Below are 26,559 nucleotides of genomic sequence, written 5' to 3'. Positions count from 1 at the left end.
AGCTCCATTAATTTTTTATACAACTATTAGGTCAAGGAGTATATTGTTGCTTGTCAGCCATTTGTCCTCAGGGATGACGAGCCGTTGTTGAGGCGTATATATAAGGTTGCCTGATAGTATGAGGCGTGATGATACTTGTTCAAACTCTTTTCGGAATTCTTCGGGAATCATGTCAGGGTCAAGGCCTCTTGATGTGCGCAGTGATGTGATAAGAACATCGTTGAACCTGTTCTTGGCATCCTCATCTTCGATTACCCTGAACCCTGACCCTTGTGAGTCAATATACCCCTTTAGCGATGAGGGGTTGGACCATCTGACGCCATTGACCATTGAATGCGCTCCTGGCCCGAGTCCGATGTAATCGGAACCGTCCCAGTAGGATGAATTATGGATGGCTTCGTGCCCCGGAAGTGCAAAGTTGGAGATTTCATAATGGCAGTATCCTTCGGCGCGGGTGGCATCGCACAGATAGGCATACATTCTTTCTGCCAGTTCGTCGGTAGCTTCCTCTACAGTTCCCTTCCGGAGCATTACACCCAATCGTGTCTTGGGCTCGAAACTGAGCAGATAGGCTGATATATGCTCGGGATGCAGACTGATAAGCTTGTCAATATTGCTTTTCCATCCTTCGAGAGTCTGACCTGGCAGTCCGTATATGAGGTCGCATGACAGGTTGCGTATTCCGGCATTGCGGAGGGTTTCTATCGCTTTGACTGCTTGCGCTCCTGTGTGACGTCTGCCAAGAAATCTAAGCGAGTCTTCATCAAATGTCTGTATCCCCATGCTCACACGGTCAATAGCTGTGTGGCAGGCAATATGTTCTGCCCATTCGGAGGTGATATCTTCAGGGTTTGCCTCTATTGTGAATTCTCTCAGCGGCAGTGTTGTGGTAATGTGTGCTATCAGCCTGTCAAGCAATGGCAATGGCAGGCTCGATGGAGTGCCTCCTCCTATATATATTGTGTCAGGTACCGAATTGCCCCCTGTCGACGTCCATTCTTTACCAACGGTGTCGGTGTACGCCTCCATCATTTCGTTTCGCGGTGTGGAATAGAAGTCGCAGTAAGCACACTTTGAATGGCAGAACGGCACGTGGATGTAGACTTTCATGATAAGGAAACGGTGTTGGTATGGGGTGTTGCAGGCTACTGTCGGCGGCACAGAGTCTTGAAACGGCAGAAAGAGCATGTGTCATCGCATTCTGCCTGGCTGAATGGCTTGTCCGACAATATGATTTCACGTATCAGGGCTTCAAAACGCGTCATGTATTCATCAATAATCTCATGGTAATCTTCCAATGGGGACTTATTGAATGAAATAGGCTTCAGCCCTTCGCTATAGAGTGTCTTTAGCTTGTAGATCATTGGCTGTATAGGTCCGTCGTATCTGAATTTCTCAGCATAGGCTCTGGCATAGAAGAATGCTTGTAGCAGAGCATGCCTCCGGTCCTTTATTGTTGGGTCGAAGAGGTGGTCGAGTGTTGTGAACTCCGTCTTGTCTCCTCCGGTCTTGTAGTCGACTATTCTGATGCATCCGCGCGCAGGGTCGCCGTATCCTCCGGAGGGATACACGCGGTCCACACGGTCGATATATTGTTTGATATTGATGGTCAGGTCGTCAGCGAGTCTCATGGTGCCCTCTATACGGTGTTCGGCATCTATGAAGTCAAATGGTGTGAACTTCTTTTCTTCTTCAAACATTCTCACAAGGATATGTTTGATGAGATTGCCCATCACCCTTGCCTCACCTACCAGCGGTGTGGTGTCACCTTCGCCTCGCCGGTTGAACTCCTTGTTGATGCATTCGGTGATAAGACGGTCGAGAGTGCTTTTCGATTTTATTATGCCGTCGAGCATATCATCGGTTATCTTTATCGATTGGGCATCCCCGCGCCATCCTGTATATACCTTTTCGGCGACAGCATGGACTATTGTGCCGTAGGTGGCAGAGTCCATATAGTCCGTGAGTTCATTGTCGGCATTCAGTCCTCCAAGCTGCTGAAGATAGAATCTGAGTGGGCAGCTGATGTAGTCGTTGATTGATGATGCTGACAGTGGTCTGCCACCTGGAATGCAGAATTCGAGGAGTCTCTGTTTGATTTCAGGGGTGCGCTCTATGGCGATGACCGGTTTTTCGGGAGGAGTGAATTCGTATATGCCTGATGAATGGCTGATTTTACATTCGGGATGTAGGTATATGAGTTGGGTGATGTATCGTGACATCTCGCACGAATATGTCGCACCGTTGCGGGAGTCATAGTATATTGCTACATTTCTGGCACGGCTTATGAGTCTGTAGAAGTAGTAGGCATATATGGATTCCTGAAAATCGGTGGTTGCCATTCCGTAGCTTCGTCTCAGCGAGTCGGGGATGAACGAGCGGGAATAGTGTTTGCGAGGGAATATCCGCTCGTTCATCGACAGCAGAATGATGTTGTCGAAGTCCAGTGCGCGGGTTTCGAGTACCCCCATGATCTGCAATCCGCGCAGAGGTTCACCTATGAAGCTCACCGACACTCCCGATATGGCTTTCTGTAGAAGCTGTATGAATGTGGAGTCCTTCATTTCAATGCCCCATTTCAATGCTGCACCCCTGAGTTCGTCGAGAGCGTCGAGATATGAGCTTACGAAGAATTTCTCTGGGTCGTTGTCATGGGAGGCAAGGGCTTCTTTCAGTGATGTCAGCAGGGTATGGAAGTAACTGTATACACTGTCGATGGAATTTGGATTGTCGATTGGCGCGAACACATATGCTGTAGCAGGTGCCAGCCGTTGAGCCTCGGATGCGGGAAGCATATAGATGCGTTGCTGCATGAGGGTGCGCATTATGGCATCGCATCCTTCCCGGTCGATAGCCCCGAGCAGCGGGTGAGTGGCAACATTCTTTATGTCATCATAGAAATAGCACCATTCGCCGCGTGTCTCTGTGGCACGCAGATGCATCGATACCAGTGAATTGATGAGCGAGGCGAACGATGTGGTGCGCATAGGCAATCCCATGGTGACATTGAGATTCGACATCTGTTCCGGTACGGAATGTATCATCGGTATGAGCAGTGAGTCGTCCGGAAGTACCACAGCTGTGTTTATGGCATTGGCTGGGTCGGATATTGTGCCGTCGGTGATCCAGTCGTTCAGAAGTTTGCCTGCCATCTTGGCTTGACCTGTAGAAGAGGGTATGCCTTTCAGATGTATCTCAGGGAATTCCACTCCGGTATGCGGGTATATGGTATCAATGTCATAGCGAGAGCGGAAACGCTCTGTGTTGCGGTCTATGAACCGTGATGCTGCGTTACCTTTGTCGCGCATGGCAGGAGATGCATTGTCCCAATAGAAGTCAGCCACACCCTTTGCGTCAAGAAGTTCGAACATCGACAGTTCCGCGAGGGTAAGAACATTGAACCCTACGAATATGTATCTACGGCATGACAGATCGGATGTGCGGCACTTTCTGAGGCTCTCCACAGCCCGGCGTGCGATCATCCCTTGTGTGCCCATGCCTGAATCTTGCAATGTGGATGTGAACCGGTGATACAGAGGGTCGAGCACTTCCCAAAGTTTCAGAAATTTCTGTTCGAGCTCAGTAGGTGAATTGTAGTGCAGATGTTCCCAAAATCGGTCGGGAGAGGGTGATTCAAACTGCTCGCCCCAGTATCTCGACAGTATTTCGCGCTGCTCGTCGGTAAGATAGTTGGCACTCACTTCGCGGTAGCGTCGGAGGTTGACAAACAGTTTCGACGGTTCCACGAGATACTGGTCCACATCGTTGAAGTCACTAAGTATCATCTCTCCCCAGAACAGAAACCTGTCAAAGTCGATATCCTCACCCCCTATCTTGCGGTATTCGTTGTATAGAATGAAGAGTTGTTCCATCCTTGGAGCCTCCACGAGTGGCACTATGCGGGCTGTGAGTTCTCCTATGGTGGAAATGTCAGGCATACATAGAGGTGAGCCTTTTGCGAGTTGCCGGAGATAGTGACGGAAGAATATACCGCTTCGTTTGTTGGGGAACACGAAGCAGTAGTCCATAATATCGTCGCGCTCATTGGCGAGATATACCTCGGCGACTTGTCGAAGGAACGGTGTCATCGTGTCCTTCCTATGAATTTTTGATTAATATTATCATTTTTATGGCGAAGTCGAAATTGACTATCTTTCCGTTGGCGTTTCCTGCTATGTCGCGGGCGGCGAGATCCATGTGGTTCACTATGCTTTCGGCATTGCGCTCGGTGATGAATCGTGCGAACCGTTGGCTGAACTGAGCCTCTGTTCGGTTCATATACGTGATGTCCGGACGGTTGAAGTTGAATATGAAATTCTCGCGTATGAGCCGTGTGCAGTATTCATAGAATTTCACTTCCTGCTCCCTGCCCATTGAGGTGATATCCGCGCTCCATTGCTTCAGCCCTTTCACATCGCGTTGATAGGCAAGTCGCATAAGTTGCACGAAGTAGTCGAAGAACATCCAGCTCACGCTTGTGGCATCAACTGTCCGGAGAGCAGCATTGATGTCGCCTCCGGCTATGTGGGCTGACGCCATGGCATCCTGCGGATCCATGGCAAGGCGTCGGGTGAGATATTCTGCCACAGTCGCATCGTCAAGTCGCGTCACCTCGACAGGTCGGCATCGCGACTTGATGGTGGGGAGTATGGCTGATGCGTCATTGCTCACCAGTATGAAGATGGTACCGGGGTAAGGCTCTTCGATGAGCTTCAGAAGCTTGTTGGCAGCCTGTTCGTTCATCTTTTCGGGGAGCCACATTATCACGATCTTGTATTTTGATGCTGTGGCTGAGACAGCCAGTCTTCTTTCGAGTCCGGCACTCTCGTACACATATATGATCGGCTGGGCATTCTTTTTTTCGAATGAAGATGCCCATTTGTCGAAATCCATGTAAGGGCTGGATGTGATGAAATCGCGGAACTCCTCGATATAGTCGTCCGACACCGGCTCCTTGAGTTTTTCGGTCTTTACCACTGGATATACAAATAGTGTGTCCACATGGTTGAAAGTCTGGTGCTGTATGCAGGCAGGGCACGTGCCGCATGGTTCTCCGTCGGATGTGGGATGCTCGCAATGAAGGTATTGCGCAAAAACCCGGGCGAGCATAAATTTACCCGATCCTGCCGGACCGTGTAACAGAAGAGCATGAGGCACTCTGCCGTCAGCCACCATATCGCGCAGCTGACGTTTCACATTTTCGTGAGCCGGAATATCCTTGAAATTCATATTTGCAAAGTTAACAAAAATCACTTAGGAAAGCGAGAGAATCAATGCTAATCGAATTTTTTCAATAGGTTTGAGTTAAAAACATTTAAAATGAGTTAAAAAATTGGGGGGGGTAAAATTTGTTTACATTTGCAAAAATTCGCTGACAGCATGAATGCGGCATAGATTTCGGTATAGGCCTGCGTTGTCAGGGATTTTTGCAGATTATAGTATACATTTATCAACCAATCACATATCAATACCCTTAATTCTTTTTATGAAAGCGAAAGGACTTTATCTATTCCTGTTGTTAGTCCTGTTCCTATTCTCGCCATCCCTGAGAGCCTATTCTCAGCAGAGCAGTGGAGGGACAGATGATAAGGCGACACCCAAGTCGTTGATTACAGGACTTATCCTTGATGCTGAGGGAGAGCCGCTTCCTGGTGTCACAGTAAGAATAGTCAAGACCGACAAAGCGGCATTGACAAATGTCAACGGTGAGTTCTCAATCCCTGGTGCAGCCGGTCAGACTCTTGCCATTTCTTATATAGGCAAGAAACCTATGCAGGTAAAGGCTACAGTAGGCAAGCGAATGAAAATCACCATGGAGGACGATGCAGAGAGCATCAGCGAAGTAGTGGTGACCGGTATATATTCACGCAACAAGGAGAGTTTCACAGGTGCTGCATCATCATTCTCGGCGGAGGAGCTGAAAATGGCAGGCAACACCAACCTCATCCAGAGCCTCAAGACTCTCGACCCGGCTTTTACCGTATTGGAGAACAACCAGTTCGGTTCCGACCCCAACCGCCTTCCCGACCTTGAGATCCGAGGTAAGAGTAGTGTGGTCGGTCTGAAGGAACAGTTCGGACAGGACCCCAATCAGCCTCTTTTTATCCTTGACGGCTTTGAGACCACGCTACAGACCATCATGGACCTCAGCATGGACCGTATAGAATCAGTCAATATCCTCAAGGATGCCGCCTCCACGGCGATCTACGGATCGAAGGCAGCTAATGGTGTCATCGTAGTGGAGACCAAGGCTCCGGAGATGGGTAAGCTTAAGCTCACCTACAACGGCTCATTCAATTTTTCATGGGCTGATCTCACCGACTACAACCTCATGAATGCTGCCGAAAAGCTTGAGTTTGAGCGTCTCGCAGGTAACTTTGAATCCAATCTTGCCGATTCACAGGAGCTTGCTCAGATACGCTACAATCGCCTCCTCGGCAATGTACTCAGAGGTGTTGACACCTACTGGCTCTCCGAACCACTGCAAAATGGACTGAATCAGCGTCACAACCTGTATGTGCAGGGCGGTTCAAGCGATCTCAGGTTCGGCATCGGTGTCAACTACAACCGCATCGACGGTATTATGAAGGACTCCAGACGCAATGTGGGTGGAGGATATATGGATATCATATACCGCACAGGCAAACTTAGTTTTACAAATAAAATTACAGTCGATTATACCGATCTGACCAATCCGGTTGTAGGATTTTCCGACTATGCTGACGCCAATCCTTACTATCCGAAATACAATGCTGACGGTAGCATCGACCAGTGGCTTGAAGCTCCGGCGGATGCCTCAGGGTCAAGTTCCTATATTTATGTGTCCAATCCTCTGTGGAATGCCGCTCAGAACAGCTATGACAAGGGCAATTCATGGGGTGTACGCAATAATTTCAATCTTGAGTACCGTCCCATTGATCAGATAATGGTCCGCGGCAGATTCAGCGTATCGAAGACCACACAGGAGTCCGAGACGTTTACATCGCCGTCCGATACCCAGTTCAATGAAGCAGAACTCCTTAAGAAAGGAACCTATAGCAACAACCGTTCCGACTCATTCAGTTACGATGCCGACGTGTCAGTGACCTACGGACAGCTTTTTGCCCGCAAGCATCAGGTGAATGCCGTTGTCGGAGCATCGGTCAGAGAAAATAAAAGCAAGGACAAGGGTTTCGATGCCCAGGGATTTCCTGAAGGTGATTTCACCACTCCCGGATTTGCCAACAGTTATTCTGACATTGGTAAGCCGAGCTATAGCGACTACACAAGCCGCAGCGCAAACTTCTATTTCAACGGAGGTTACGCATTCATGAACAAATATCTGCTCGATGCCAACATACGTATGGACGGAACCTCGGTGTTCGGCTCCAACAAGCATTTCACCACCACATGGGCATTCGGTATAGGATGGAACATAGCCTACGAAGACTTCATCAGGAACCATACAGGAATCTTCAACATGTTCAAGATCCGAGGCTCCATCGGTAATCCCGGCAACCAGTCGTTCGGAGCATTCAACGCCATCACCACCTACAAGTACAACAACTGGATGCTCAACAATTTCGGCACCGGTGTGCTCATCAACGCTTTCGGCGACCCCAACCTCGAATGGCAGAAGACCATCGACCTCAATGTCGGACTCGATCTGAGCATGTGGAACCGTTTCCATCTCAACTTCGACATCTACCGCAAGAACACTGATCCGTTGCTCGCATCAATAGGCGTGCCCTTGTCAGTCGGTACCACCAACCGTCTTGCCAACATAGGTCAGCAGGTCAACAAGGGTTACAGCGGCACTGTGCGCTATGCCATACTCTATAATCCGAGCAATAGTCTTAACTGGACAATGAGTGTGTCGTTTTCACATAATTCTTCGGAGTACCGTAAGATCGGAGATAAGCTTAACCAGTTCAACAGGGAGAACCTGTCCAAGAGTCTCACCCGATATTATGACGGAGGGTCGCCAACAGCTCTTTGGGCTGTGCGTTCTGCCGGAATTGACCCTGCAACCGGTCAGGAGATATTCATCACCAAAGATGGGGCCTACACATTCAAGCACAGCTATGCCGATGAGGTGGTTGTAGGCGACACCCGCCCCGACCTTGAAGGAGTGATCGGCAACACGCTCTACTGGAAAGGCTTCTCGGCAAGCGTATACTGTCGTTACAGTCTCGGAGGCAAAGCGTTCAACTCCACTCTCTATAACAAGGTCGAGAGCATATCACGTACCGACCTGTCATCCAACCAGGACAAGCGTGCTCTCTATGACCGCTGGCAGAAGCCGGGCGATATAGCCCAGTTCAAGGGTATACGTGAGACATCAAGCACTCCAATGTCATCGCGATTTGTGCAGGACAATGATTATTTCACCATCGAATCAGTTCATGTCGGCTGGGAACTCCCCACCAGATGGATGGAGACAATCGGATTCCAGGGCATATCGCTAAGTGCATATATGAACGATATCGCCCGATGGTCGAAAATCAAGGATGAGAGAGGTACGTCATATCCTTTCTCCCGCAGTGTGAGCTTTGCTGTCGGTATAAACTTCTAACCGGAACACTAAATAATCATGAAAATAAAATTATCTTACATACTGGTAATGCTCGGAGCCCTATGTGCGTCATGTTCGGACTTTCTGGACGTGCAGCCGAGCGACCGCATTTCTGAGGGACAGAATTTTTCGACTGTCGCAGGCTTCAAGCAGGCTCTTAACGGCATATATATCGATCTGAACGCATCCGAACTTTACGGCAGGACTCTCTCATGCGAGTTCATAGAGATAATGGCGCAGCGTTATGATGTGGGACAGGACAACAAGGCTGCCCTTGAGATAATGCAGCTTGACTTCAGTGGTTCTTCCGCTCTGTCAAGACTGGAAAGCATGTGGGGAAAGGCTTACAATCTTATAGCCAACACCAATCTTATAATCCGTAACTGTGAGGAACGCCGCGATGTGCTTCCTGACGAGTATTATCATATCATAAAGGGGGAGGCGTATGCTCTGCGTGCCTATCTCCATTTCGACATGTTCCGCTTGTTCGGCACAAGCTATACTCCGGAAGAGTCCACTACGGCACTCCCTTACTATACGGAATTTCAGCTTGATGTCAATCCGCGTCTGTCGTCCCTTGAGTTTATGGAAAAGGTTCTTGAGGATCTCGCGGTGGCTGAGGAAGAGCTCAAGAATGATCCTATCGTGACTTATGGCACTTCGGGCAATCCTAAAGATGTGTTCCTTAAGTACCGTAACCTGCGCCTTAATCTTTATGCAGTCTATGGGCTTATGGCAAGATGCTACTATTATATCCACGACGATGAGAATGCCTATGCATATTCCAAGAAAGTGGTGGATCTTCAGGAGCGTTATTTCCCATGGATAAATCCTATAGCACTGACTCGTGCGAGTGTCGACAGAGTGTTTTCTTCCGAGCTGCTTTTCTCTTTGCAGAATCTACAGCGTGACAATCTGTTCACCTCTTTATTTGATGCCAATAATCTCAAGACTTCCACATTGCTTGCTCCACGCGACAATGTAGTGGAACAGATATTCGAAGGGAGTCAGTCCGCCAGCGACTACCGTGTGAAAGCATCGTTCAAGAATTCTGTCGAGCTCGGAGGCATGACCTACCGCATGTTCAACAAGTACCAGGGTGCTGACTCACTGTACAGCCAGATGATACCTATGATACGTGTGAGCGAAGCCTATCTGATACTTGCCGAGACAGGTCCCGATGATGAGGAGCGCATGCGGCGTTTCAATGAATTCCGCAATGCCCGAGGGCTTAAAGGTATCACTAACATACGTGAGCTTAATAATCCCACCGATAAGTATTATTCACTTTACAAGGAATGGGTAAAGGAATTCTATGGGGAGGGACAGCTGTTCTTCTGGTACAAGCGCAATAAATGCTCAGCCATGCGTTCAGCGACCGATCAATATGATGATTATCCGTTCAGAGTGTCGCCGTTGTCAAAATATACTCTGCCCATACCTAACGGAGAGTCGCAGTATAACTAAAACTACTTCATAAGACTATTGATATGAAAAATATAATTATAGCCCTTGGACTTGTGATTTCGGCATCGGCTCTCGTCGGTTGTGAGGAGTCGCTCGATACTTATGCAGGAGAGAACGGCATATATTTCGATACCAGATATGAAGAGTCTGAAATGCAGAACGATACCATCGATGTGCATTGGGGACTTAAAAAATCAGATGTCACGAGCCAAAAGCTCACATTGATAGTGAAATTGTTTGGGAATACATCACCTGTCGACCGCCGATTCAGCATACGTGTCGAGACTGATCCGGGAGATGAAAAAGCTGCCGAGCAGGGGGTGGACTATGTGATGCCGCCTCTTGAATATGTCATGGAGGCTGGAAAGGCGGAGACTCCCATTGAGATAGAAGTGTTGCGCCGACCTGACTTAAAAGACAATGCAAGGCGTTTCAGGATCAACCTTGTGGAAAGTGATGAACTGAAGTTCCATTTCACCAGGGCTGTGGGCTTTGTAAATGCGGACGGAACTACAGAGACAAGACCTATAGATCTGCAACGAGTGATCCGTATCGACGAGTCATTCCCCATGCCTGTATGGTGGGACCACCGTGGAGAGCCTTATTTCGGCACATGGTCTCAGACAAAGGCTTCGCTAATATGCGATGTGATGGAAATAGACCGTGAGGACTGGATAGCAAAAGCTACTCTCACTGCCGGATATCTGAAATTCTGTGGAGCTTTCATGAAAAGATGGCTTGACGAGCAGAATGCACTGAATCCTGACAATCCGATACTTGACGAAGATGGTGAACCTATGAAAATGGGTATTGAGTCCGACAGATAATATCTAAACAATTCTTACGACAATGAAAAAGTTTCTATATATACCGGTTATAGTTGCCGCCGGATTATGGTCGGCAGGATGTGCCGACGACATAGGTAATTATGACTACACCGAAATCAATGAGGTGTCGGTAGCCGTGGACGACAGAAGCCCTGAGGAAGGCAAGACCTATAATGTTGTCGCGTTCATTGACAATATCGACTTTGATCCTCAGATAAAGTCGTCGTTAGGCATAAATGATGAGTCAGCCTATGAGTACGAGTGGCGTGTGATGCCTCTCGGTGCAGGATGGGAGGAAATCGATACTGAGGACATCACCGTGTGCACCACCCGACGTATCAATCAGCCGGTCACACTCTCTCCGGGTAAGTATTCGGCATTCTTCAATGTCAGGGATAAGGCGACAGGTGTGGTGTGGACCACCCGCTTCTTTCTGATGGTGCGTTCTGTCACCAACGAAGGATGGCTCGTTCTCAGCAATGTAAACGACAAGTGTCGTCTTGATATCGTGTATAACCGCAGCGAGACCGAGGACCTCCTGGCTCATGACATATTCCAAGATGTGGAGATGGATCTCGGAAAGCCGGAAAGACTCATTTTCAATTATGATCTCAGGGACCAGGCTACTCTGCTTGTCACCGATAAGAACACTTACAATCTTGACCAGGTGGATCTGCATGTAGGCGAGGAGAACAGTCTGGTGTGGCGTTTCGGCGTATCGCCTGAGACGGTGCGTGTTAAGGCTTCCGCGATATCGAAGTATGCCGGACGTAACCTTTGGGCTATAATTGATGAGAATGACGATATCTACACTATTGCACGAAGTGTGGATGGGGCATTTTTCGAATTCCCCCTGACTCGTCTCAACGGAAAGATTCCTTTCAAGCCGGCACCCTTTATCGGTGTCAACCATTACAACTACAACGATGGGTGCAATCCTGTGATAATGTATGATGCCGACCACCGTCAGTTCATACAGATCCACAATAACTCGGTATATCCGTCGGTGATGGATTTTGAAGGCAGGCATCTTTTTGACAATCCTACCGGACGTGACATGGTGCATATGGAATCATCGAAGTCAGGACCTGTTCACTCCGTGCTGCGTGACCCCTCAACAGGTGAGACATATTTTTATTCGATCCATCTGCGTGGCGAGTACATTGAGCCTGAAAATTGGTGGGAAGAGGGTGATTACATAAGCTATAATGAACAGGCTGCCTACGGTAAGGTTATCGGTCCGGATGTGGATAATGCTACTATGTTTGCTTTCCACCATCAGTGGGACTATCTTTTCTATGCTGTTGGCGACAAGGTGTATCAGTTCAATCTTGCTGCTCCCGATGAACCGGCAATCCCTGTCCTGTCATTCCCGGGAGAGACTGTCAAGGTGCTAAGATTCAATCCGTTTGTTGGCTGGGAGGCATATGCCGACTGGGAGCGGGCACGCGGATATCAGTTGATTGTCGGTACCGATGTGCAAGGGGCTCCTGCTGATAACTGTGGAAAGGTTCGCTTCTATGAGGTGCCGAATCTTATGCAGCCTCTTAAGAAACTGAAAGAGTATGACGGTTTCGGCAGTATTGTCGAGGTCGTGTATAAAGAACGTGCAAAATCATAATAATCCATGAAAAAGTTAAGTGTATTGGCGGTTGCTTTCCTGGCTGGGAGCATAGCCGCGACAGCCGCCTATAATGTGACTGGAAAAATTGAAAACAATGGAGGTACCCGCATATATCTAGTCACTCGGACCGGCACCAATACTGTCGACACAATAGCAACATCGCTAACACCCGACGGAAGTTTTGTTTTCAAAGGTGATTTGGGTGTTGCTCCGATGGCTGCCGAAATCTTATCGGAAGGTTCTCGTATGCGAGTGCCTGTGATGCTTGAGGATGGAAGGGAATATGACGTTAAAGCCGATGTACGCTCGCCTCAGGCATGGACTGTGAGCGGAGGAGGTGACTTGCAGCGTATCCGCAATGAATTCCATGATATCGAGCTTGAGCATTCCATGAGGTGCGACTCGGTGGAGAACTATTATCGGTCCAACTATGATCTCAATGATTATTTCTGGCGATTGCAGCTCAAAGGGGCTCTTAATGATGAGGTGGGCATGTTTGATGCAAGGCGTGACGAATTTGTTTCCGCAAATGACAATCTTGTCAGTGCTTCGGTGCTCGTTTCGGATATACGCAGACTTGTAAATGAAAAGACGGTCCATAAGAAATATGCAATGCTTGGAGCCAATGCCCGCAATACCGTAGCCGGAAAGATTCTGGAGGCTGAGGCGGAGAGGATGATGCGTATCGTTGTCGGTGGCACTGCGCCTGATTTCACAATGCCTACTCCCTCGGGGGAGAATCTTTCGCTCTACGGAGTGAAAGCTAAAGTGAAGATACTTGATTTCTGGGCTTCATGGTGCGGACCTTGTCGCGCTGAGAATCCTACCTTGCGGAAGCTATATGCTGAATATGCTCCCAAAGGGCTTGAGATAATAAGTGTTTCGCTCGATACCGACAAGGATGCTTGGATAAAGGCTATCAAAGATGATGGGATGACGTGGAAGCATGTCTCGGAACTTGGCGAAGGGAATACTCCTAAATCAGTATATAACATCTTCGCTATACCCCATATGTTCATCCTTGATGAGAACAACCGCATCATATCGGACGGACTTCGGGGTGAAAGGCTTATAGAGTTCATTGCCGGTCAGTTCAAGGACTGAACCGATACGTAGAAAATCACATATCCTCAGAATATACGTGTCAGGGGTGTTCACCCTTGCCGACATTCTGAGGATATGTGATTTTTTTTGCGTACATTTGTCGGAAGAATCTTATAATACCTTAAAAACAAGCAATGAAAAAATTTAATGCAATACTTGTAGGGATTGTGCTCATGGCGACTGTGGGGACAACATTGGCGTCAGAAGCTCCGGCAAAGAACCAAAATGAACGTCCGAAACATTACTCAGAGTGGTTGGCACGCTCGGAGATGAAACGTTTCCCGACAAGCTGTATGCTCGATTTTTCCAAGCGTCCCAACTGGGGATATGTGGTAGGCATCGAACTAGAGTCAATGCTTGACACATATTTGCGTTACGGCGGTGACGATATCCTTGCATATTGCAAGCAGTATACAGATACCATGATTGCTACTGACGGAAAGATACGAGGTTACCGTCTGCTTGACTATAATCTTGATAATACGCGTACAGTGCATTTTGTAACCCGCATGTACAGAGAGTTCCCCGAACCTAAGAATCTTAGGGCTATCAACACCATAATGAAGCAGTTCAATGACCAGCCACGCACTAACGAGGGGGTGTACTGGCACAAGGCGATATATGCCTATCAAGTGTGGCTCGACGGTATTTTTATGGGTCTCCCGGGCAGACTGCTGGCGGCTTCTACCATATATTCGCCCGATCTTGCCGTGCCTATATATGACGATGCCGTTGAGCAGGTCAAGGCAACCTACGACCGCACCTATGATCCGAATACCGGGCTTAACCGTCATGCATGGGATGAGAGCCGCGAGATGTTCTGGAGCGACAATGTGACCGGACTGTCGCAGCATTGCTGGGGACGTGCACAGGGATGGTACACTATGGCACTGGTGGAGATACTGGATGCTCTTCCCGAGGACTATGCCCGCCGTGGCGAGGTGATCGATCTCCTGACCCGCACATTCGATAATGTCATAAAATGGCAGGATCCAGCTACCGGAGTGTGGTATCAGGTCATGGATTCACCCGGACGTGAGGGCAATTACCTTGAATCCACCTGCTCGTCGATGTTTGCATATGCGCTTCTTAAGGCTGCTCGCAAAGGTTGGGTGAAAGATCCTAAATATCTTGATGCCGGCATGAAGGCTTACAAGGGTATTGTAAAGAATTTTCTTCGCGAGGAGCCTGACGGGACGCTATCGCTCACAAACTGCTGTTCGGTAGCCGGTCTTGGTCCGGGCATAAGCGATGCTGTGCTTAAGGCTGCGCCTAACGTAAAGGAGAACAAGCGTCGTGACGGATCATATGCTTATTATCTCAGTGAGCCTATACGTGACAATGACGGAAAGGGTGTAGGCCCTTTCATATGGGCGTCTCTTGAGATGGAAGGGATGGGGCTTGATATTGCCGGACTGAAATCAAATATGTAAATTTGCACAAAATTTTGACTGCCCTATGCTTGACATGCTTCGTTTTTCGCGTAAGCCATATAAGTTGGGTCTCGTCCTTAGCGGAGGAGGCGCGAGAGGTTTCGCGCATGCCGGAGCCCTCCAGGCTCTGGAGGAGATGGGTGTGAAGCCTGATGTGATAGGTGGCGTGAGCGCAGGTGCGGTAGTTACCGTGATGTATGCGTCAGGAATGAAGCCCCAGGAGATTCTCAAGGCATTCAGTGATGCGAAGTTCGGTGACTTTGCCGAGCTGGCATTGCCTCGCGACGGTTTCTTTTCGATGGATGGGTTCAAGAAGTTTCTGCGCAAGCAGATACCTTACTCTGACCTTTCCGACCTTCCTCTTCCTGCGGTGGTGTGTGCCACAGATCTGATAGGGAGTAAGGCGGTTGCATTCTGGGAGGGTAGCATCGACGAGTGTGTCTCGGCATCGTGCAGCATACCTATTGTGTTCAAGCCTGTCAAGATAGGTGGTGTGATGTATGTCGACGGCGGAGTTGTTGCCAACCTGCCCGCATGGGCTCTCAGGGACAAGTGCAAGTATCTCATCGGGGTCAATTGCTCACCTATGCCTCGGCGTTCTCAGCCTAAGTCGATACTCGATGTGGCTCAGCTCACCTATGACCTGCTTGTGAAGAACAATTCCACAGAGCAGATGCAGATGTGTGACCTTGCCATAAGCATCAATGATATTGCAAAATATAAGGTATTTAACCTCAAGGAGATAAACAGGGTGTTCCGTTCAGGATACGACAGTACGATGCTGGCGTTGCTTAATGCAGGTTTCGTGCGTCCGTCGGATGTTAAAAAGACGTGAACAATTTAACCAACTTAACTAAAATGGACCGAAAACCGATCATATATCAGATGTTCCCACGTCTGTTTACCAATACTACTGAAAAATGTGTCCCTAACGGAACAATAGCTCAGAATGGGGTGGGGAAGATGAACGAAATCACCGACAAGGTGCTTGCCGGTATCAAGGAACTGGGGGTCACAGCTGTATGGTATACAGGTATCATAGAGCATGCAACCAAGACCGACTACACCGACAAGGGCATTGTCCCTGCCGATAATCCTCATGTTGTGAAAGGAGAGGCAGGTTCTCCATATGCTATAAAGGATTATTATGACGTTGACCCGGATCTGGCTGTGGATGTCGATAACCGTATGGGTGAATTCGAGGAGCTTGTTGCTCGCACTCATGACGCCGGTCTTGAAGTGATAATCGATTTTGTACCTAACCACACTGCCCGCTGCTACCATTCGGATGCCGCGCCTGCCGGTATAGAGGATTTCGGAGCGCATGACGATGCCGACATGTTCTTCTCTCCCAATAATAACTATTACTATATCACCCGCCAGCTGTTTGCCCCCTCTATAGATCTCGGTTCGGGAAAGAAAGCTTATGTGGAGTTTCCTGCCAAGGCGACCGGCGACGATTGCTTTTCGGCATTTCCGGGAGTCAACAACTGGTATGAGACGGTAAAACTCAATTACGGTCGTGATCCGTATAATGGCACCGGACATTACAACCCTATTCCCGACACCTGGTTCAAGATGCTCCATATCCTGCGTTTCTGGGCGTCGAAAGGTATTGATGCATTCCGTTGCGACATGGTGTTCATGGTGCCTCTCGAATTCTGGCAGTGGGCGATACCCAATGTCAAGGACAAATATCCCCATGTGAAATTTATTGCTGAGATATATGATGTGGCGATGTACCGTGATTTCATATTCACAGGCGGTTTCGACTATCTCTACGACAAAGTGAATCTGTATGATACCCTCCGTGGCATACAGTGCTCCAACTTCTCTGCCGCCACAATCACCAATTGCTGGCAGTCAATAGAGGGGATACAGCCTCACATGCTTAATTTCCTTGAGAACCATGACGAACAGAGGTTCGGGTCGAAGTTCTATGCCGGTGACCCTGCCAAGGTGGTACCGTCGCTTGTGGTAAGTTCAATGATATCTACCGGTCCGATGATGATATATGCCGGGCAGGAGCTCGGCGAGCAGGCCACTGATGCCGAGGGATTCAGCGGTTATGACGGACGCACCACCATATTTGACTACTGGAGTGTAGGGACTCTGCGCAGATGGTATAATAATGGTAACCCTGACGGCTCTCTTCTCACTCCGCGAGAGCGTTGGCTGAGGGCTAAATATTCCACCATACTGAAACTGTGCAACAGTGAGAAGGCAATATCACAGGGGCGTTTCTATGACCTCATGTATGTGAATTACCATAATCCTACACTCAATCCTCACCGGCAGTATGTGTTCATGCGTAGCCATGATGGAGTCACTCTGCTGATAGCAGTCAATTTCTCGTCCGATTCGTGTGACCTTGCTGTGAATATTCCTCTTCATGCTCTTGAGATGCTGAATATCCCGGAAGGGGAGATTCTTTCGCGTGAATTGCTTTCCGGAGAGACGGATCTTAAGACTCTCTCATCCTCCGAACCGTTCACTGCAATGATACCTCCGTATGACGCTGTTGTTTGGAAGATAGTCCACAGGAATGTGAAGTAAGGTCTTTTAATACAGCTTGGCCGTATATAATAAAGGATATGGCATATGGATCAGCTGATCCATATGCCATATCCTTTATTATGCTATTCTCTAAGATAGAGAACGGTTGTTATTCGCGGTTCTCACGGCGGGGACGGTCGCCACCTTCGCGGCGGGGTCCGCGGTCGCCTTCACGACGAGGACGGCGGTCGCCACCTTCACGGCGAGGTCCGCGGTCACCTCGTGGTGCACGCTCGCGCTCTACGTAACCTTCCGGTTTGGGCTGGAGGGCACGCATCGACAGGCGGTATTTACCGGTCTTTTTGTCGATCTCGATGAGTTTGACCTGTACCTCGTCACCCTCTTTGAGCCCGGATGCTTCCATGTTCTCAAGACGGTCCCAGGATATTTCCGATATGTGCAGGAGTCCGTCACGGTTAGGCATGAATTCTACGAACGCGCCGAATTCGAGGATTGAGCGTACCTTGCCTGAGTAGACCTTGCCCTCTTCGGGAAGCTCTACTATAGCATTGATCATCTCAAGAGCCTTGTCGATTGAAGGCTTGTTGGCCGCAGCTACTTCGATGTAGCCGCCTTCGGGGATCTCGTCGATGCTTACGGTTGCGCCGCTGGCTTCCTGAATGCCCTGGATCACCTTTCCGCCCGGGCCTATCACAGCACCGATAAGCTCCTTGGGTATGAGCATAGTGACAATGCGAGGCACATGAGGCTTGTAGTCCTCGCGGGGAGCGGGGATTGTCTCCTCGATCTTGTCGAGTATGTGGAGGCGTCCTTCCTTGGCCTGGTTGAGAGCCTTCTCAAGAATTTCGTAGCTCAGACCGTCCACCTTGATATCCATCTGGGTGGCTGTGATACCTTTGCGTGTACCTGTCACCTTGAAGTCCATGTCGCCGAGGTGGTCCTCGTCGCCAAGGATGTCAGAGAGCACTGCATACTTCTCGCCGTCGGATATTAGACCCATTGCGATACCGCTTACAGGACGCTTCATCTGCACACCTGCGTCAAGGAGCGAGAGGGTACCGGCGCATACGGTCGCCATTGATGACGAACCGTTGCTCTCAAGGATGTCGCTCACAATACGGCACACATAAGGGAAATTGTCGGGGAACATACGCTTTAACGCGCGGTGAGCGAGATTGCCGTGGCCTACCTCACGACGTCCTACGCCACGTGGAGCACGAGCTTCACCGGTGGAGAAGGGGGGGAAGTTGTAGTGGAGGAGGAAACGCTCGCGGCCCTGGTTGAGCACATCATCGAGAATCTTTTCGTCGAGCTTGGTGCCGAGGGTTACAGTAGCGAGCGACTGTGTCTCGCCGCGTGTGAATACGGCTGATCCGTGAGGTCCGGGGATATAGTCGGTCTCGCACCAGATGGGGCGAATCTCGTTGGTCTTACGGCCGTCGAGACGGATTCCTTCATCGAGAACGCAACGGCGCATAGCCTCTTTCTCGACATCATGGTAGTAACGCTTCACGAGGGGAGCTTTCTCTTCGCGCTCCTCTTCGGGGAGTGATTCGATGTATTCGTCGCATATTGCGTCGAAGCTTTCCTGACGCCAGTGCTTGTCGGCGCATCCTGCCTTTGCGATTGCGTAAGCCTTGTCATAGCATTTTTCGCGGACATCATTGCGGAGATCCTCGTCATTGACCTCGTGGCAGTATTCGCGTTTCACGGTGGCACCTGCCTCTTCGGCGAGTTCCATCTGAGCCTTGCACTGAACCTTGATAGCTTCGTGAGCCACACGGAGAGCGTCAAGGAGTTCAGTCTCGCTCACTTCGTTCATCTCACCCTCCACCATCATGATGTTCTCGTAAGTGGCACCTACCATAAGTTCGATATCGGCACGGTCACACTGTTCGAATGTGGGATTGATCACGAATTCTCCGTCAACGCGTGCTACACGCACTTCCGAGATAGGTCCGTTGAAGGGGATATCGCTTACCGCCATGGCGGCAGATGCTGCAAGTCCGGCAAGAGCATCGGGCATATCCTGACCATCTGCAGAGTACATAGTGACCTGCACGATGGTGTCGGCGTGGTAGTTGTCAGGGAAAAGGGGGCGGAGAGCACGGTCAACAAGACGGGAAGTCAGGATTTCGTAGTCGCCGGCACGGCCTTCACGCTTGGTGAAGCCGCCGGGGAAACGTCCGTTGGACGAGAATTTTTCTTTATACTCGACGGTCAGGGGCATGAAGTCGACCCCTTCGCCAGCCTCTTTGGCTGAGCAGACAGTAGCGAGAAGCATGGTGTTGCCCATGCGGAGTTCTACCGCTCCATCGGCTTGCTTGGCGAGCTTACCCGTCTCAAGGGTAATAGTGCGGCCATCGGGAAGCGCGATGGTTTTTTTGATTGGATTCATAAAATTTTTAATTCAGCTTTTGTGTTTTCTTCGTTTTTGCAGCTTAATGTGACAATCATTACCGTTATGTTGTCACAGATTTTGCAAAGTTAACAATTATTTCCCAATAATTTAACTATGTAAGACTTAAATAAATCAAAAACCTGCCGTAAAACATAAAACGTTCATTGTCGGAGTTTAACTATCATTAACTTTTATCGGACTTCGTTACTATGTATCTTTGCATATAGGTAACCAAATCACTTATATGGCATCATCAAAAGACAAAGTATCCAAGACCAATGCAGCGCGTCTGCTTGACCGTGCCGGAATAGGGTATGAGCTGATACCTTACACAGTTGATCCCGACAATCTTGCTGCTGATCATGTGGCGGAGGAGCTTGGCGAGGATATCAACCGTGTGTTCAAGACTCTTGTGCTCCATGGCGAGAAGTCCGGACATTTCGTATGTGTGATACCTGGCAACATGGAGGTGGATCTTAAGAAAGCCGCTAAGGTGGCGGGAGCCAAGAAAGCCGAGATGATACATGTGAAAGAGCTGTTGCCGCTCACAGGATATATCCGTGGCGGATGTTCGCCCATAGGGATGAAGAAGCCTTTTCCTACATTTTTCCACTCTTCGGTGCTGGATTATGATTTCATATACGTGTCCGCCGGGGTGCGGGGACTTCAATTGAAGATCGATCCGCGCCAGCTTGTGCAGTTCTGTGGTGCGACGGTCGCTGAAGTGGCAACTTTTTTTGAATGATTGAATTATGAATACTATAGGTAAGATATTCTGCTTCACAGGATTCGGCGAGTCCCATGGGACTGCTGTAGGCGGTGTGATCGACGGTATGCCTGCCAGGGTGAGGATTGACCTTGGAGCGGTGCAGCGTGAGCTCGACCGTCGTCGTCCGGGGCAGTCGGCTGTCACTACGGCACGAAAGGAGAGCGATACGGTCGAGGTGCTGTCGGGTCTGATGGACGGTGTGACCACAGGATGCCCAATCGGTTTCATTATACGTAACTCCGACCAGCATTCTGGCGATTATGACCATCTGCGTGATGCGTTCCGCCCATCGCATGCCGATTATACATATACCGTCAAATACGGTCTGCGTGACCATCGCGGAGGCGGGAGGTCGAGTGCGCGTGAGACTGCGACCCGGGTCGTGGCAGGAGCCTTTGCTCGTCAGGCTCTGGAGCAGTCGGGCATAACCATCAGAGCCTATACATCCCAGGTGGGAAGCATAGAGGTCACTGAGCCATACACGTCTCTTGACCTTTCTCTCGTGGAGAGCAATCCTGTGAGATGTCCTGACACAAAGACTGCTGAGGAGATGGAACGCCTGATACTTGATGTGAAGCATTCCGGTGATACCATCGGCGGAGTGGTGACCTGTGTTGTCAAAGGGGTTCCGGTCGGGCTTGGTGATCCGGTGTTCGGCAGGCTTAATGCCCGCTTGGCTGAGGCTATGATGAGTATAAATGCCAGCAAGGGATTCGAGTACGGCATGGGGTTCAAGGGTGTGGAGCTGCGTGGCAGTGAAGCCATTGACTGTTTTGTCACAGATGATGACGGTCATGTGCATACCGTTACCAATCGTTCGGGAGGCATTCAGGGAGGCATTTCCAATGGCGAGGACATATATTTTCGTGTGGCGTTCAAGCCGGTGGCGACACTTATCCGAGATGTGCCTACCATAGATAGCAGTGGCAACCCTGTAGTGATAAAAGGAAAAGGGAGGCATGATCCGTGTGTGGTGCCGAGAGCTGTCCCGGTGGTGGAGGCTATGGCAGCCATGGTGATTCTGGATGCTTTATTGCTTAACCGGGCAGCAAAAATCTAAGAGACTCTCGGTATTGTGCTGCGGATATGAAATATTATAAGGATTTTGCTGATTTCCTGGCAGAGCATTTTGACGGCAAGATGCAGAAACTGTCAGTGAATGCCGGATTCACCTGTCCCAACCGTGACGGCACAGTCGGGACAGGTGGATGTACATATTGCAACAATCAATCCTTCAGCCCTGAATATTGCCGTCCGCTAAGAAGTGTGGCAGAACAGCTTGCAGAGGGTAAGCAGTTCTTTGCCCGCAAGTACCCTTCTATGCGTTATCTTGCCTATTTCCAGGCTTACACATCCACTCACTCAGCTGATGTGGACAGGCTTATGGACCTGTATCATGAGGCATGCAGTGTGGATGGTGTGGACGGTGTTATAATAGGCACTCGCCCTGACTGTATGCCCGATATTCTTCTTGAAAGGCTCAGGGAGCTTCCGTGGGTTATGGTCGAGTATGGAGCGGAATCGTCGCACGACACTACTCTCGACCGCATTAACCGTTGCCATTCATGGTGTGATACTGTGGATGCGGTTGTACGTACACACTGTGCCGGAATCCCATGTGGACTGCATCTCATCAACGGTCTGCCAGGTGAGAATGAGGAAATGATGCTTGCCACGGTCGATGCAGTGAATGCATTGCCGGTAGATGTGGTGAAATTTCATCAGCTCCAACTGATACGCGGCACCCGTATGGCTGTCGATGTCGAGCAGGGGTTGTATGATGTGCCGCGTTTCACCCCCGAAAGCTATGCCCGGCTGTGTGCTGGGATAGTAAAACGGTTGCGGTCCGGTATTGCCATAGAAAGATTCGTGTCGCAGTCTCCGCCAGAATTGCTCATCTATCCCCGCTGGGGTCTTAAGAACTATCAGTTTACCGAGATAGTCAACAAGGAGATAAAAAGGATGAGAAGTGAAATGGATAGGGTATAAAGATATTTAATATTTAGGATTATGGAAATAATAAATTTTGCAGAGACACCGTCACTTGTCAGTCAGTATATGACCGAGTTGCGTGACGTGAATATTCAGGGGGATATGCTGAGGTTTCGTCGCAATCTTCAGCGCATAGGCGGCATTATGGCTTATGAGATCTCCAGACGTATGAGTTACGTCAAGGAGGAGATAACCACTCCTCTTGCCGTTATGCAGAGCGATGTGCTTGCCGAGAAGGTAGTGCTTGCCACTATATTCCGTGCCGGCATACCTTTCCATCAGGGTTTCCTGGACTTCTTTGACAGTGCCCAGAATGCGTTTGTGTCAGCCTACAGGAAGTATCGCGAAAAGGAGAATTTCGATGTGTTCATCGAATATATCGCATCTCCGCGTCTTGACGGAAAGACCCTCGTGCTTGTCGATCCTATGCTTGCCACCGGATCATCCATGGAGCTTGCTTACCGTGCGCTGTTGACCAAGGGCGAGCCGGCTCATGTGCATATTGCTTCGATCATTGCTTCTCAGGCGGCGATTGACTATGTGAAATCTACATTCCCTGCCGACAAGACTACTGTATGGGTAGGAGCTATAGATGCCGAGATCAATTCTCACTCCTATATAGTGCCGGGTCTTGGTGACGCAGGCGATCTTGCCTACGGTGTGAAAGAGTGACAGTATTGACCTTTCAATTATTTGGCAACAAATAAGCTCCTGACAGCAGAACCGGAATGGTCGTCGCTGTCAGGAGCTTGTTTTATGTATATATTTTTCTATCCTGCTGCTGAATCCTTGAGCACTACAGGCAGGGCGAGGGTGTTGACTTGTCCTGAAGCGGTTACAGGTAGTTGCTTTAGCAGCACGAAAAACTCCGGTATCATATAGGCGGGAAGATACTGTGCCAATCGGTTCTTCACCCATGACAGGCTGAACGAGCGTGTGGCGGGTACGACATATCCTACCAGATAGGCTGACCCTTTCTCATCCTGATAGTGTACCACTGCGCAGTCGTTCACTTCGCCAGTGGCGAGCAGTGCGCGTTCCACTTCGCCGGTCACCACTCGTTTTCCGAGGATGCTTACCTCGCTCTCTTTACGGCGCATATAGCGGATGTTGCCGTCGGCAAGGCGCATTCCTATGTCGCCTGTGCGTACTATTCGGGTGCCGTCGGAGAGCCGGGCTATGGATGCAAGCTGCTCGGCGCGGTGGTCGCCAGTGAAGGAATCGGCTACACCTGATCCTGCGATGCATATCTCACCCTCCTCTCCGTCGGGCACAGGGCTGAGTGAGTCGTCGAGCAGAAGCACTTCCACCCCTTCGAGTGGCTTGCCTATGGGGTAGTGACCAGAAGGGAGCGCGTAACCGTTGTTACAGCAGTAACAGGTGGTAAAAGCTGTTCCCTCTGCCGGTCCGTAGGTATTGTAGACTGTGACCTGTTCGAGCAGATGCCCTATTGATGCCGGGCTGAGCTGGTCACCTCCGCTTATGAGCATGCGCAGGGTGACAGGGAGCGAGTCGAAGTGGTTCATCTCCTGTAGGAGATATGGGAATCCGCTCATGATGGTGACGTATTGTTCGTCGGCAAACTTTATGAGCCTTTCGGGATCATTGCGTGTTTCGGCTGACGGTATCACGAGCATTGCGCCGTTGAGCAGAGTGCCGAACACCTCTTCGATGAATATATTGACAATGCTTGCCGAATATTGCAGTAGAACGTCATCCGAAGATATGTTGAACGTATTGCCGAAGCGTTGAGCCATCTCCACCACCTGGCGGTTGCCGACCATTACGCCTATGGGGTAGCCTGACATGCTTGAACTGTACATGATATATGCAGGGCGGTCGGCACGACAACGGTCAGGCAGAGGATGCAGGGCGGGGTCAACTATGATCTCGTCTCCCACTATGAAAAGGGAGAATTCTCTCAGACGTGAAGAGTATCTCTCATGGGTCACCACGAAATCGACGCCGCATTCTGTGAGAAAGCGCGTCATGCGTTCCGGTGGGAAGTCTGGTTCGACCGGCACGAAAGCTGCGCCAGCCTTGATGATTGCCATGATAACGGCTATCATCTCTACGCTGTGGTCCATTACCACACCCACACGTGCAGGTATGAATGATGGGAAGCGCGATATGAGTGTGTCGACCATTCGGTCAAGTCCTGAATAGTTTACACATAGTCGCTCATCGATGACTGCTGGACGATCCGGGTCAGATATGACGAGCTCTTTGAAGCGTGAGTAAATCGTCGGTTCCATAGTGTTATATTCTTATTACATTTCACAGTAATAACACATTATGAAATCTGACGGTTTGAATCATTTTAGTTAAAATTTTATTTGAGAGTGACTATACATAGCGCGCCCCGGAGTCTGGACTCTGGGGCGCGGGGTATGGATTGTAAAAGCTTATGCCATTACTGTTTTTTCAGATTGAGCCCAAACTGAACTTCAGTTGTTGTGTTGTTGACGATATTCGGGAATGCCTCAAGAGCGGGAGCCATAAACATTTGAGCCAATGGTCCCATTTCACCAGCCTGAGAGATTGCTAAATCAACAATCTGATTTCTTAATTCAGGATCTTCACATATGGGAGCTACGTCTTTCAGGATAGGTAAGATGGTTTCTTTGCCGAGGTAGAATGAAACAGCATTGGGGTCCGGTTCAACAGCATCATTTACTACGTCGCCGTAATGAAGGGGAATACCGGCTGAAAGCATGGTTACAACCTTTGATATCAGACCCTCGATATTGATCTTCCCGAGAATCACTGATGGATCAAATGCTTCCGATTCTTCATTTGTATTGTCGTCAGCTTTGCTTGCTTGAGCGGCAATAATAGCTTCCGGGGAAAGGAATAGTCTGATTGTGTTGTTTCCGTCGATAACATAACGAGCAAGTCCTTTAGGAGCGGTAACCTCAGGGAGTCCGGGTGTTTCAGTGTCAGCATATACAGCAGTCACGCTGCCATCCTCTCCAAAAGTGACAGACTTTAATACAGCTGCAAGTGCTTGTGTTACGGTTACTTTTTCATTATCAATGTCAATCATCGGAGCCATTCCTACCATCATTTGAATTAGGTAGCTGAGCCTGTAATCGACTTTTTGACCATATGCTTCAAATTGGAAATCGTCTCCTTCCCATACGATTCTGAGTGGGGCATCTGACATCAGATCGTAAGTACCGGCGATCGAAGTGTTCTTCAGCTTGATATCAGAGAGGTTGAGGTCGAGAGCACCTTCTGATACCTTTCCCTCATAAGCGAATGTGCAGTATGTGGTTTCGGTAGAGCCTGCAAATGAGCAGCTGCTGGCATCACCGGTGAGCTCTACAGGTATTGTCACCTCTGCTGATCCGGGGATAACGGATGAGGTGGGAAGTGTGAGATTTGGAGTTTGGTCTGCTTTGCTCCCCCCCATCATACCGCCGATTATTGAGCTGATATCAAGAGGTGCACCTTTTATGGATAGTGTTGCTTTGCCGTCGTTGGAAGGTGTGAACGAAACTATCTGACCGACAGCTTCTGTGCCGTCGAGTTTCAGGGTTAGGCCGTCGGCGGCTGTATAGGTCTTGGCGGGAATGCTTGCTCCGGGCATTGCAGGATCGTCGTCGTTGCTACATGCTGTGAACATGCAGGCGATGCCGATTACAGCAAATAAATAAGCGAATTTTTTCATTGTGTTCGTGTTAATGATTTGGTTACGAATTTATTAAAATTTAGACTTTTAGAGAATTTCGGGGACAAAGGTAATAAAATTTTGTTAATTATTTTTTCGAAATATACCATTTTTATCTCTATTTTGGATAATTAATTGGTCAATGTAAGTTTTTTTCATACTTTTGTGAATTAGTTTGGAGTAAATTGTATTTTCTAT

18 protein-coding genes are annotated in these 26,559 nt (G+C 49.3%); 12 read left to right on the top strand and 6 right to left on the bottom strand.

Translation table 11 applies throughout. The annotated features are described in order from the left end of the window. Nucleotides 1-15: 15 nt before the first annotated feature. The 3 genes from hemW to EZ315_RS02770 are packed head-to-tail and all read right to left on the bottom strand — an operon-like array spanning nucleotide 16 to nucleotide 5,229. The gene (gene hemW, locus EZ315_RS02780) at nucleotides 16-1,110 is read right to left on the bottom strand and encodes a radical SAM family heme chaperone HemW (protein ID WP_170957441.1); all 1,095 of its coding nucleotides are present in this window, start codon (nucleotides 1,108-1,110) and stop codon (nucleotides 16-18) included. Nucleotides 1,111-1,145: 35 nt separating this feature from the next. Beyond that, nucleotides 1,146-4,088 (bottom strand): PD-(D/E)XK nuclease family protein, encoded by a 2,943-nt coding sequence (locus EZ315_RS02775; protein WP_135470420.1) that lies wholly within the window; start codon nucleotides 4,086-4,088, stop codon nucleotides 1,146-1,148. 10 nt (nucleotides 4,089-4,098) lie between these two features. Further along, nucleotides 4,099-5,229 carry a DNA polymerase III subunit gene (locus tag EZ315_RS02770; protein ID WP_135470419.1) on the bottom strand — a complete coding sequence of 377 codons (1,131 nt, stop codon included), beginning with the start codon at nucleotides 5,227-5,229 and terminating at the stop codon, nucleotides 4,099-4,101. 256 nt (nucleotides 5,230-5,485) lie between these two features. On the opposite strand from EZ315_RS02770, the gene EZ315_RS02765 reads away from it, so the two are divergent. The 8 genes from EZ315_RS02765 (at nucleotide 5,486) to EZ315_RS02730 (ending at nucleotide 17,565) form a co-directional block, all read left to right on the top strand. Then, nucleotides 5,486-8,554, top strand: coding sequence for a SusC/RagA family TonB-linked outer membrane protein (locus tag EZ315_RS02765; protein ID WP_170957440.1), 3,069 nt, complete (start codon nucleotides 5,486-5,488; stop codon nucleotides 8,552-8,554). An 18-nt stretch (nucleotides 8,555-8,572) separates the two neighbouring features. Beyond that, nucleotides 8,573-10,021 carry a RagB/SusD family nutrient uptake outer membrane protein gene (locus tag EZ315_RS02760; RefSeq protein ID WP_135470415.1) on the top strand — a complete coding sequence of 483 codons (1,449 nt, stop codon included), beginning with the start codon at nucleotides 8,573-8,575 and terminating at the stop codon, nucleotides 10,019-10,021. A gap of 23 nt (nucleotides 10,022-10,044) precedes the next feature. Then, nucleotides 10,045-10,848, top strand: a complete 804-nt coding sequence (locus EZ315_RS02755; protein WP_135470413.1) for a DUF4843 domain-containing protein — start codon at nucleotides 10,045-10,047, stop codon at nucleotides 10,846-10,848. A gap of 22 nt (nucleotides 10,849-10,870) precedes the next feature. Continuing rightward, nucleotides 10,871-12,469 (top strand): PKD-like family lipoprotein, encoded by a 1,599-nt coding sequence (locus EZ315_RS02750; RefSeq protein ID WP_135470411.1) that lies wholly within the window; start codon nucleotides 10,871-10,873, stop codon nucleotides 12,467-12,469. 6 nt (nucleotides 12,470-12,475) lie between these two features. Continuing rightward, a complete protein-coding gene (locus EZ315_RS02745; protein WP_135470409.1) occupies nucleotides 12,476-13,576 on the top strand; it encodes a TlpA disulfide reductase family protein in 1,101 nt (366 codons plus the stop codon). A 134-nt stretch (nucleotides 13,577-13,710) separates the two neighbouring features. After that, nucleotides 13,711-15,009 (top strand): glycoside hydrolase family 88/105 protein, encoded by a 1,299-nt coding sequence (locus EZ315_RS02740; protein ID WP_135470408.1) that lies wholly within the window; start codon nucleotides 13,711-13,713, stop codon nucleotides 15,007-15,009. Between the two features lie 25 nt (nucleotides 15,010-15,034). Next, entirely contained in the window at nucleotides 15,035-15,844 is an 810-nt protein-coding gene (locus EZ315_RS16895; protein WP_135470406.1) for a patatin-like phospholipase family protein, read from the top strand. A 23-nt stretch (nucleotides 15,845-15,867) separates the two neighbouring features. Next, nucleotides 15,868-17,565, top strand: coding sequence for an alpha-amylase family protein (locus tag EZ315_RS02730; RefSeq protein WP_135470404.1), 1,698 nt, complete (start codon nucleotides 15,868-15,870; stop codon nucleotides 17,563-17,565). Nucleotides 17,566-17,674: 109 nt separating this feature from the next. On the opposite strand, the gene pnp is transcribed toward EZ315_RS02730, so the two are convergent. Beyond that, the gene (pnp, locus tag EZ315_RS02725) at nucleotides 17,675-19,924 is read right to left on the bottom strand and encodes a polyribonucleotide nucleotidyltransferase (protein ID WP_135470402.1); all 2,250 of its coding nucleotides are present in this window, start codon (nucleotides 19,922-19,924) and stop codon (nucleotides 17,675-17,677) included. Nucleotides 19,925-20,171: 247 nt separating this feature from the next. On the opposite strand from pnp, the gene ybaK reads away from it, so the two are divergent. The 4 genes from ybaK to upp are packed head-to-tail and all read left to right on the top strand — an operon-like array spanning nucleotide 20,172 to nucleotide 23,360. Then, a complete protein-coding gene (ybaK, locus tag EZ315_RS02720; RefSeq protein ID WP_135470401.1) occupies nucleotides 20,172-20,672 on the top strand; it encodes a Cys-tRNA(Pro) deacylase in 501 nt (166 codons plus the stop codon). Nucleotides 20,673-20,676: 4 nt separating this feature from the next. Further along, nucleotides 20,677-21,756 (top strand): chorismate synthase, encoded by a 1,080-nt coding sequence (gene aroC, locus EZ315_RS02715; protein WP_370276594.1) that lies wholly within the window; start codon nucleotides 20,677-20,679, stop codon nucleotides 21,754-21,756. A gap of 26 nt (nucleotides 21,757-21,782) precedes the next feature. Further along, on the top strand, nucleotides 21,783-22,685 hold the full coding sequence (locus EZ315_RS02710; protein ID WP_135470397.1) for a TIGR01212 family radical SAM protein: 903 nt from the start codon (nucleotides 21,783-21,785) through the stop codon (nucleotides 22,683-22,685). 21 nt (nucleotides 22,686-22,706) lie between these two features. Next, complete coding sequence (gene upp / locus EZ315_RS02705; RefSeq protein WP_135470396.1) at nucleotides 22,707-23,360, top strand: uracil phosphoribosyltransferase; 654 nt, start codon at nucleotides 22,707-22,709, stop codon at nucleotides 23,358-23,360. A 98-nt stretch (nucleotides 23,361-23,458) separates the two neighbouring features. Here the strand turns inward: upp and EZ315_RS02700 are convergent, their stop codons facing one another. Both EZ315_RS02700 and EZ315_RS02695 read right to left on the bottom strand, forming a co-directional pair. Continuing rightward, a complete protein-coding gene (locus EZ315_RS02700) occupies nucleotides 23,459-24,943 on the bottom strand; it encodes an AMP-binding protein (protein ID WP_135470394.1) in 1,485 nt (494 codons plus the stop codon). A gap of 158 nt (nucleotides 24,944-25,101) precedes the next feature. After that, nucleotides 25,102-26,361 (bottom strand): DUF4925 domain-containing protein, encoded by a 1,260-nt coding sequence (locus EZ315_RS02695; RefSeq protein ID WP_135470392.1) that lies wholly within the window; start codon nucleotides 26,359-26,361, stop codon nucleotides 25,102-25,104. Between the last annotated feature and the right edge of the window lie 198 nt (nucleotides 26,362-26,559).

The sequence above is a fragment of the Duncaniella freteri genome, from assembly GCF_004766125.1.
GTDB lineage: Bacteria > Bacteroidota > Bacteroidia > Bacteroidales > Muribaculaceae > Duncaniella > Duncaniella freteri.
The sequence above is the reverse complement of the archived record's forward strand: the minus strand, read 5'-3'. Positions and strand labels throughout refer to the sequence as shown.